Source organism: Variovorax sp. YR634 (assembly GCF_900106655.1).
GTDB lineage: Bacteria > Pseudomonadota > Gammaproteobacteria > Burkholderiales > Burkholderiaceae_C > Variovorax.
Window position 1 is genome coordinate 146,478 of sequence record NZ_FNOL01000017.1, and the last position, 8,610, is coordinate 155,087.

8 protein-coding genes are annotated in these 8,610 nt (G+C 66.3%); 5 read left to right on the forward strand and 3 right to left on the reverse strand.

Annotated features, from left to right (window positions below):
- Positions 1-25: 25 nt before the first annotated feature.
- The gene (locus BLV60_RS24670; RefSeq protein ID WP_093057911.1) at positions 26-2,422 is read left to right on the forward strand and encodes an ATP-binding cassette domain-containing protein; all 2,397 of its coding nucleotides are present in this window, start codon (positions 26-28) and stop codon (positions 2,420-2,422) included.
- Here the strand turns inward: BLV60_RS24670 and BLV60_RS24675 are convergent.
- Together BLV60_RS24675 and BLV60_RS24680 are read right to left on the reverse strand one after the other, a co-directional pair.
- On the reverse strand, positions 2,407-2,829 hold the full coding sequence (locus BLV60_RS24675) for a TfoX/Sxy family protein (protein WP_218132246.1): 423 nt from the start codon (positions 2,827-2,829) through the stop codon (positions 2,407-2,409). The two genes, BLV60_RS24670 and BLV60_RS24675, sit on opposite strands and share 16 nt — an antisense overlap.
- Positions 2,826-3,488, reverse strand: a complete 663-nt coding sequence (locus BLV60_RS24680; protein ID WP_176928914.1) for a suppressor of fused domain protein — start codon at positions 3,486-3,488, stop codon at positions 2,826-2,828. The genes BLV60_RS24675 and BLV60_RS24680 overlap by 4 nt, the downstream gene beginning before the upstream one ends.
- A gap of 149 nt (positions 3,489-3,637) precedes the next feature.
- Here BLV60_RS24680 and BLV60_RS24685 point away from each other — a divergent pair, with 149 nt between their 5' ends.
- On the forward strand, positions 3,638-3,892 hold the full coding sequence (locus BLV60_RS24685; RefSeq protein WP_093057913.1) for a DUF1488 family protein: 255 nt from the start codon (positions 3,638-3,640) through the stop codon (positions 3,890-3,892).
- A gap of 4 nt (positions 3,893-3,896) precedes the next feature.
- On the opposite strand, the gene BLV60_RS24690 is transcribed toward BLV60_RS24685, so the two are convergent.
- On the reverse strand, positions 3,897-4,826 hold the full coding sequence (locus BLV60_RS24690) for a LysR substrate-binding domain-containing protein (RefSeq protein WP_093057914.1): 930 nt from the start codon (positions 4,824-4,826) through the stop codon (positions 3,897-3,899).
- 125 nt (positions 4,827-4,951) lie between these two features.
- Between BLV60_RS24690 and BLV60_RS24695 the strand changes: the two genes are divergently transcribed.
- The 3 genes from BLV60_RS24695 (at position 4,952) to BLV60_RS24705 (ending at position 8,444) form a co-directional block, all read left to right on the forward strand.
- Positions 4,952-5,959 (forward strand): Bug family tripartite tricarboxylate transporter substrate binding protein, encoded by a 1,008-nt coding sequence (locus tag BLV60_RS24695; protein WP_093057915.1) that lies wholly within the window; start codon positions 4,952-4,954, stop codon positions 5,957-5,959.
- Between the two features lie 150 nt (positions 5,960-6,109).
- On the forward strand, positions 6,110-7,096 hold the full coding sequence (locus tag BLV60_RS24700) for a Bug family tripartite tricarboxylate transporter substrate binding protein (RefSeq protein ID WP_093057916.1): 987 nt from the start codon (positions 6,110-6,112) through the stop codon (positions 7,094-7,096).
- Between the two features lie 28 nt (positions 7,097-7,124).
- A complete protein-coding gene (locus tag BLV60_RS24705; protein ID WP_093057917.1) occupies positions 7,125-8,444 on the forward strand; it encodes a sulfatase family protein in 1,320 nt (439 codons plus the stop codon).
- Positions 8,445-8,610 lie beyond the last annotated feature (166 nt).

Sequence of the window (8,610 nt, forward strand, 5' to 3'; positions counted from 1 at the left end):
CCATCACCCAAAAGACGGAGACACGATGAGCAAGGCCCCAAAGAAGGACTCGAAGAACACACAGAAGAACGCACCGCACGCCGCCGACCACCACGACCTGATCCGCGTGCAGGGCGCCCGCGTGAACAACCTCAAGGACATCAGCGTCGAGCTGCCCAAACGGCGGCTGACGGTGTTCACCGGCGTCTCCGGCTCGGGCAAGAGTTCGCTGGTGTTCGGCACCATCGCCGCGGAGTCGCAGCGGCTCATCAACGAAACCTACAGCGCCTTCGTGCAGGGCTTCATGCCAACGCTGGCGCGGCCCGAGGTCGACGTGCTCGACGGCCTGACGACCGCGATCATCGTGGACCAGGAGCGCATGGGCGGCGACCCACGTTCCACCGTTGGCACCGCGACCGACGCCAACGCGATGCTGCGCATTCTCTTCAGCCACCTCGGCAAGCCGCACATCGGCTCGCCAAGCGCCTTTGCCTTCAACGTGCCATCGGTCAAGGCGACCGGCGTCATCACCGTCGAACGCGGTGCCAGCAAGACCGTGAAGCAAAGCTTCAACCGCACCGGCGGCATGTGCCCGCGCTGCGAAGGCCGGGGCGCCGTTACCGACTTCGACCTGACGGCGTTCTACGACGACAGCAAGTCGCTCAACGAGGGCGCGCTCACCATTCCCGGCTTCAGCATGGAGGGCTGGTACGGCCGCATCTTCAACGGCTGCGGCTTCTTCGACCCCGACAAGCCGATCCGCAAATTCACGAAGAAAGAGCTCGACGCCCTGCTCCACAAGGAGCCGACCAAGATCAAGGTCGACGGCATCAACCTCACCTACCAAGGGCTGATTCCGCAGGTGCAGAAGTCATTCCTGGCCAAGGACGTCGACGCCATGCAGCCGCACATCCGCGCCTTCGTGGAGCGCGCGGTAACGTTCAGCACCTGCCCCGAGTGCGAAGGCACCCGGCTCAGCGAGGCGGCCCGGTCTTCGAAGATCAAGAAGATCAGCATCGCCGATGCCTGCACCATGCAGATCAGCGACCTGGCCGAATGGGTGCGCGGCCTCGACGAGCCATCGGTGGCGCCGCTGCTCGCCAAGCTGGCACACACGCTCGACTCGTTCGTGGAAATCGGGCTCGGCTACCTGAGCCTCGACCGGCCCTCGGGCACGCTCTCGGGCGGCGAGGCGCAGCGCACGAAGATGATTCGCCACCTCGGCTCCTCGCTCACCGACGTGACCTACGTCTTCGACGAGCCGACCATCGGGCTGCACCCCCACGACATCCAGCGCATGAACAGCCTGCTGCTGCGGCTACGGGACAAGGGCAACACCGTGCTCGTGGTGGAGCACAAGCCGGAGGCCATCGCCATCGCCGACCACGTCGTCGACCTCGGCCCCGGCGCGGGCACTGCCGGCGGCACCGTCTGCTTCGAGGGCACCGTCGAAGCACTGCGGGCCAGCAACACCCTCACCGGCCGGCACCTCGACGACCGGGCCGCCCTCAAGAAAAAGGTGCGCAAGCCCACGGGCAAGCTGCCGATTCGCGGCGCGAAGACGCACAACCTGCGCAACGTGAGCGTCGACGTGCCGCTCGGCGTGCTGGTCGTCGTGACGGGAGTGGCCGGCTCCGGCAAGAGCTCGCTCGTGCACGGATCGATTCCTGCCGGCGCGGACGTGGTGTCGGTAGACCAGGGCGCGATCCGCGGCTCGCGGCGCAGCAACCCGGCCACCTACACCGGACTGCTCGACCCGATCCGCAATGCGTTCGCAAAGGCCAACGGCGTGAAGCCGGCGCTCTTCAGCGCCAACTCCGAGGGCGCCTGCCCCGCCTGCAACGGCGCCGGCGTCATCTACACCGACCTCGCGATGATGGCCGGCGTTGCCACCACCTGCGAGGAGTGCGAGGGCAAGCGCTTCCACGCCTCGGTGCTCGAGCATCACTTCGGCGGGCGCGACATCAGCGAAGTGCTCGCCATGTCGGTGACTGAAGCCAAAGAGTTCTTCGGCGCTGGCGATGCACGCACGCCGGCTGCGCACGCCATCCTCGACCGGCTGGCCGACGTCGGGCTCGGCTACCTCAGCCTGGGCCAGCCGCTCACCACGCTGTCGGGCGGCGAGCGGCAGCGGCTCAAGCTGGCAACTCACATGGCGGAGAAAGGCGGCGTGTACGTGCTCGACGAGCCGACAGCCGGCCTGCACCTTGCCGACGTCGAGCAACTGCTCGGCCTGCTAGACAGGCTGGTGGATGCAGGCAAGTCGGTCATCGTCGTCGAGCACCACCAGGCGGTGATGGCGCACGCCGACTGGATCATCGACCTCGGCCCCGGCGCCGGGCATGACGGCGGCCGGGTCGTGTTCGAGGGCACGCCTGCTGACCTCGTCGCCGCCAGCTCCACCCTCACGGGCGAGCATCTCGCGGCTTACGTCGGCGCCTGAGCGGGGCGCTTCTTGCGCGGCGCAGCAGGCTTAGGCCGCTGCGCGCCCACCGCGCTCGCATAAGCCTTCACGGCCCATTCGCGCAGCACGTGCGGGTCGTCCATCGCATCGACCGGCGCCTGGTAGTAGCTCGCCACCTTGACGTTCGAGGCGCGCGTGGCATACGTGAAAGGCGTCGCCCCGATGCGTTCGAACTCCGGGCGGGTGGTGTCGTCCACTCGCAGGTAGAGCGTGCTCTTCATGACGAAGGCGAACTGCACGCCCTGCATGGCCAGCCCGAAGCCGCCGAAGAAGCGCTTGACCTCGATCACGCCCATCGCATGCAGCGACTCGGCCAGCTCGAGCGCACGCTCACGCGACGGTTCGGACTTTGTTGGTGCGGCTGTAGCTCCTTTTGCACGGCTCATGCGACGGCCTTGCGTCGCGGGTCCGTCACGGGGAAGCCACCATGCACTTCGAGCAGCCGGAGCAGCGCTTCGGAGCTGTGCGCCCTGGCCCAGTCCTTTTCTGAATCGGTGATGCCCACGGCATGAAGAAAGTCGAACTGGCCCGAGGCCAGCTGCGCCGTGGCGGGGTAGTGCTTCGGCTCCGCCAGCACGACGCAGCGCAAGCCGATGGCGCCCTTCTCGCGGATCACATCGCCGATGGGGATGCGGCCGCCGTAGTCGAGCAGCGGTTTGTCTTCACCGAATTGCCCGTGCGCGAGCAGCACGTTGTAGGCCAGCAGCCGGCGCAGCAGCTTGATCGGCCACTGGTCCTTGGGCTGCGAGGGCACTTCGATGACCAGCTCGGAGCCCAGCCATGAATATTCTTCAGGGTTGTAGTCGGCAGGCTCCGTCTCCCAGGGGGTCGATCCGCCCGAAGTAACGTAGAGCCACGAGTTGCGCGTGGGCGTCGGCTCGAACTCGAACACGCCGAGGTGCAGCCAGCGCGGATCGATGTTTTCGGCGCCCAGCGACGTGAAGTCGTCGTGGTCCAACACGAAGATGCCGTTGTGCTTTTCGCCGAACAGCTGCGGGTAAAGGGTCTCCTCGCGGTAGGCCCAGACTTCTTCCAACGAACTCATCGGCTGCTCCTCCTCTGTATGTCCATGCCGGCGAGAGCATAAGCGTGAGACCGGACAGACGCCACCGGCATTAAGGACTAGAGTGCCCCACGCGGATGTCTTTCTGCGCATCACCGAAAGGACTCCCATGACACACACCAGGCCTTGCGATGGCTGACGCCGCCTTCTTTCACGACGCTTCGGGCACGGTGCGCTTTTCGGTGGCGGTGGAAGGCCACGACGTGAACGCGAGCATCGGAAGGGAAACCCTGCGCTATCACTACCGCACCGGCGAAGACGCCGACCCACTGAACACCTACGGCCTTCATGCCCAGGAAATCGACGCGGCCGTGCGGCGCCGGCTGGCACAGGGCTCGATGGAGCCCGTGATGCTGCGGGAAAACGACCTCAAGGCTCCCGCCTAGGGCCTCAACCCTTTCGCTTGAGCACGATCCCGCGGATCGTTGCGAGCAGCAGCCGCGCGCCCTCCCCCAGCTCGCCGCTGCGGCGCACCGTGAACCCGACCGGGCCTTCGGTGCTCGACGTGTCGATGGCCACGCGCTTCAACTCGCCGCGCGCGATGAAGCCTTCCACCGCTCCTTGCGGCGCGAACCATACTGCGTCGCAGCGCTGCAGCAGCCCCACCACGAAGCTCGTGTCGGTCGCCTCCACCAGCCGGTTGGGCAGCGCCAGGCCTTGCGCGATCAGGAAGGCATCGGCCGTGTGCCGTATCAGCGTGCCCGACACCGGCAGCACCAGCGGGTGCGCGGCCAGCGCGTCGAGCGTCGGCTTGCGCCGTGACGCGAGCGGATGGCCGGGGCGCACCACCAACAGCAGGGGCTCGCTGAAGAGCTGTTCGAAGGCCAGGTCAGCCATGGCCGAGGCTTGCGCGAGGCGACCGAGCACGACGTCGATTTCGCCCTGGCGCAGCTGCGTCATGAGCTGCGCATTGGTGCCGCTCACCACGCGCACGCGCAGCGCGGGGTGCGCTTCGTTCAGCAGGGCGACGGCTTCGGGCAGCAGGTTGGCCACCATGTTCGGCAAGGCGCCGACAGCCACGCGCAACTGGTCGGCATCGGGATGGTCCATGGCCAGGCCCATGCCTTCGCGCAGGCCGCGCAGGGCAGAGACGGCATGGCGCACCAGCACCTCGGCGGCCGGCGTGAGCTCCACGCCGCGGCGGCGGCGCAGCAGCAGCTGGCGGCCGACGATCTCTTCCAGCTCGGCAACGGTCTTGGACACCGCCGGCTGCGTGAGCGAGAGCGCCTCGGCCGCGCGCACGAGGTTGCGCTCCTGCGCCACCATCACGAGGCATTGCAGATGGCGCAGCTTCAGGCGCGCAAAGTTCATGGCTGACATGGGGCTTTCCTTGAGCGAGCGGCCGTTTGAATATAACCATCAGGAATACCTGGCAGAAGAGCTTTCAGTTGTGCCGGTGCTCCCAGCCTCCTAGAGTTGCCTCCAACAAGGAGACAAACAGAGACATGACCACCGGTTCACCGAAAGCCTTCGGCGGCACGCGCCGCCTTGCCATTGCCATCACGACCTGCGCGGCACTCGCCCTTGGCACCATCGCCCCCCACGCCACCGCAGCCGACGCGCCCTACCCCACCAAGCCGGTGAAGTTCCTCACCAACTTCCCCGCAGGCGGCCCCATCGACATCCTCGGCCGCGCGCTGGCCGATGCGCTGCAGAAAGACCTGAAGCAGCCCTTCATCGTCGACAACCGGCCCGGTGCCGGCGGCAACATCGGTGCCGACCTGGTCGCCAAGAGCCCGGCAGACGGCTACACCGTGCTGCTGGGCATCGACAGCACCTTCACCATCAATCCGCATCTGTACGCGTCGATGCCCTTCGCGGCCAAAGACCTGAAGCCGCTGATGATCTTCAGCTCTTCTGGCCTGAGCTTCGGCGTGGCCCCGGGCGTCAAGGCGAAGACGCTGCCCGAGTTCATCGCGCAGGCCAAGGCCGAGCCGGCCACCTTCAGCTCGGCCGGCAACGGCAGCCCCGGCCACATTGCCGCCGAGATCTTCGCCAGCGAAACGGGCGCGAAGATCACGCACGTGCCCTACAAGGGCAACTCGCCCGCCGTGCTGGCACTGATGGGTGACGAAGTACAGGCCGGCATCCTCGCCACGCCGGGCCTGCTGCCGCAGGTGCAGTCGGGCAAGCTGCGCGCGCTGGCCGTTACCGGCAAACAACGCTCGCCGCTATTGCCGCAGGTGCCCACCGTGAGCGAACTGGGCCTGAAGGGCCTGGAGTTCGAGGTGCTCTATATCTCGATGGTGCCCGCCGCCACGCCCGAACCGGTCATGCAGACGCTGCGCCAGTCGCTGCAGAAGGCGATGGCCCTGCCCGAGGTCAAGGCCCGGCTGGCCTCGCTCGACATGGTGCCGCTAGGAGAAACCGGCAGCGCAGCCAGTGAGCACCTGGCCGCGAGCCAGGCGCGCTACGGCCGCATCGTCAAGGCAACCGGCATGAAGGTGGACTGATGAGGCCGGTGTTGTCGCGGGGTAAACCCCGGCAATGGTTGATTTGATCAATCGAACGCAGCGTCTTCAGAATCGTCCGCAACCGCGAGCCTCGCGGTCACACTTACTGGTCACCGCCCGACCGAAGACGACGACAAGGACTTGCCCATCATGCTGCCGACCTCCCTTTTCACCCGCCGCGCCGCCGGCCTGCTGGCCATTGCCGGCTTTGCGGCGGCCTTCGCCACCCAGGCAAGCGCCCAGGCCAAGTTCGACACCCCCCTGCACATCGTGGTCGGCTACGCCCCCGGCGGCGCCACCGACCGCGTGGCGCGCATCGTGGGCGACAAGCTCGGCGCAAAGCTGGGCGTGGCGGTGGTGGTAGACAACAAGCCCGGCGCGGGCGGCCGCCTTGCGGCGCAGCAGGTGAAGATCACGCCCGCCAACCAGAACGTGCTGATGCTCGCCAACCCCGCCGTGATGATCGTCGCGCCGCTGGTCTTCAAGGACAACAACTACGACCCCGAGCGCGACTTCGTGCCCGTGTCGTACGTCAACGACTACAACTTTGCGCTTGCCGTCTCGCCCAGCCTGCCCGTGCGCGAGCTGAACCACCTGCTGGCGTGGATGCGCGCCAACCCCACGCAAGCCAACGTGGGCGTGCCGGCCACCGGCAGCCTGCCGCACTTCTTCGGCCTCATGGTCGGCGAAAAGGCCAACGTGCAGACCCAGGTGATCGGCTACCGCGGCTCGGCCCCGCTGCTGAACGACCTGATCGGCGGGCAGGTGCCCATTGCGGTGGACACCGAAGACGTGGTCGTGCCGCAGCATGCCGCGGGCAAGCTGCGCATCCTGGCGCTGTCGGGCGCCAAGCGCTCGCCCTTTGCGCCGAACGTGCCCACCTTCAAGGAAGCCGGCCTCGATCTCTCCGCCACCGGCTGGAACACCTTCTTCGCGCCGAACAGCATGTCGAAGGACAAGGTCGAGCGCCTGTCCAACCTGATCCGCGAAGTCATGCAAGACCCGGACACGCAACGCAAGTTCAAGGACTCCGGCATGACGCCGGTGGTGAGCACGCAGGCACAGACCGCCGCAATGCTCAAAGCCTACCGCGCGCAATGGGCGCCCGTAGTGCAGAAGTCGGGCTACCAGCCCTGAACCCCTTCAAGAAGAACGTCAAAGAGACATGACCACAAGACCCAACATCATCTTCATCGTTGCCGACGACCTCGGCTATGCAGACCTCGGCTGCTACGGCGGCCGCGATGCCGTGTTCGGCCCCGTGTCGCCCGTGCTCGACGGCCTGGCCGCCAACGGCCTGAAGCTCACGCAGGGCTACGCGAACTCGCCCGTGTGCTCGCCCACCCGCTTCGGCATGATCACCGGCCGCTACCAGTACCGCCTGCGCGGCGCCGCCGAAGAGCCCATCAACAGCAAGAGCCGCGGCAGCACCACGCTCGGCCTGCCCACCGACCACCCCACCCTGCCTTCATTGCTGAAAGCCAGCGGCTACCAGACCGCGCTCATCGGCAAATGGCACCTGGGCTACCCGCCCAGCTTCGGCCCGCTGCGCTCGGGGTACGACGAATTCTTCGGGCCCATGTCGGGCGGCGTCGACTACTTCACCCACTGCGATTCCACCGGCCGCCACGACCTGTGGTTTGGCGAAGAAGACAAGCAGGAAGAGGGCTACCTCACCGACATCCTCTCCAAGCGGGCGGTCGAGTATGTGGAGCGCATGTCAGAGCAGGAAGCACCCTTCTTCCTGAGCCTGCACTACACCGCCCCCCACTGGCCGTGGGAAACACGCGACGACGCCGCCAAGGCGCCCACCGTGAAGGACAACCTGTTCGACCTGGCCGGCGGCAACATTCATGTGTACCGCCGCATGATCCATCACATGGACGAAGGCATCGGCTGGATCATGGCCGCGCTGCAAAAGCACGGCATGGCCGACAACACGCTGGTGGTGTTCACCAGCGACAACGGCGGCGAACGCTTCTCCGACAACTGGCCGCTGGTGGGCGGCAAGATGGACCTGACCGAAGGCGGCATCCGCGTGCCATGGATCGCGCACTGGCCCGCGGTGATCGGAAAAGGCGGCGAGAGCACGCAGCTGTGCATGACCATGGACTGGTCAGCCACCATGCTTGACGCGGCTGGGGTTTCATCGCATCCGGACTATCCGCTGGACGGCGTGTCGCTGATGCCCGTGCTGAAGGACGCGAAGCACAGCTTCCGCCGGCCGCTGCACTGGCGCATGAACCATCGCGGGCAGGAAGCGATGCGCGATGGGGACTGGAAGTATTTGAAGGTGGACGGGAACGAGTACCTGTTCAACATTCCTGCGGATGAGCGCGAGCGGGCTAATCTGGGGAAGAAGGAGCCGGAGAGGTTGGCTGCTATGCGGGCGGACTGGGCTGCTTGGAATGCGACGATGCCGGCTATTCCGGAGGATGCGACGGTTAGTTTGGGGTATTCGGTTAAGGATATGCCGCAGAGGTGAGGGGCAATAGCACGAGTCGTGCAGTCGTAGCCCCTGCTAGCAAGCCAGCTGCTTCAGCAAGCATCCGTAGAGTAAGCGTCCGGCCAACGCATCTTGAATCCGCCGGGAGGCCCGACCAGCATGGTGTCCACCAGACTCACAGGTGGACACCATTCAAGACTCCAAA

Coding starts and splice junctions, on each gene's coding strand:
- BLV60_RS24670 (WP_093057911.1), top strand. CDS start 26: ATGAGCAAGGCCCCAAAGAAGGACTCGAAGAACACACAGAAGAACGCA.
- BLV60_RS24675 (WP_218132246.1), bottom strand. CDS start 2,829: ATGAGCCGTGCAAAAGGAGCTACAGCCGCACCAACAAAGTCCGAACCG.
- BLV60_RS24680 (WP_176928914.1), bottom strand. CDS start 3,488: ATGAGTTCGTTGGAAGAAGTCTGGGCCTACCGCGAGGAGACCCTTTAC.
- BLV60_RS24685 (WP_093057913.1), top strand. CDS start 3,638: ATGGCTGACGCCGCCTTCTTTCACGACGCTTCGGGCACGGTGCGCTTT.
- BLV60_RS24690 (WP_093057914.1), bottom strand. CDS start 4,826: ATGTCAGCCATGAACTTTGCGCGCCTGAAGCTGCGCCATCTGCAATGC.
- BLV60_RS24695 (WP_093057915.1), top strand. CDS start 4,952: ATGACCACCGGTTCACCGAAAGCCTTCGGCGGCACGCGCCGCCTTGCC.
- BLV60_RS24700 (WP_093057916.1), top strand. CDS start 6,110: ATGCTGCCGACCTCCCTTTTCACCCGCCGCGCCGCCGGCCTGCTGGCC.
- BLV60_RS24705 (WP_093057917.1), top strand. CDS start 7,125: ATGACCACAAGACCCAACATCATCTTCATCGTTGCCGACGACCTCGGC.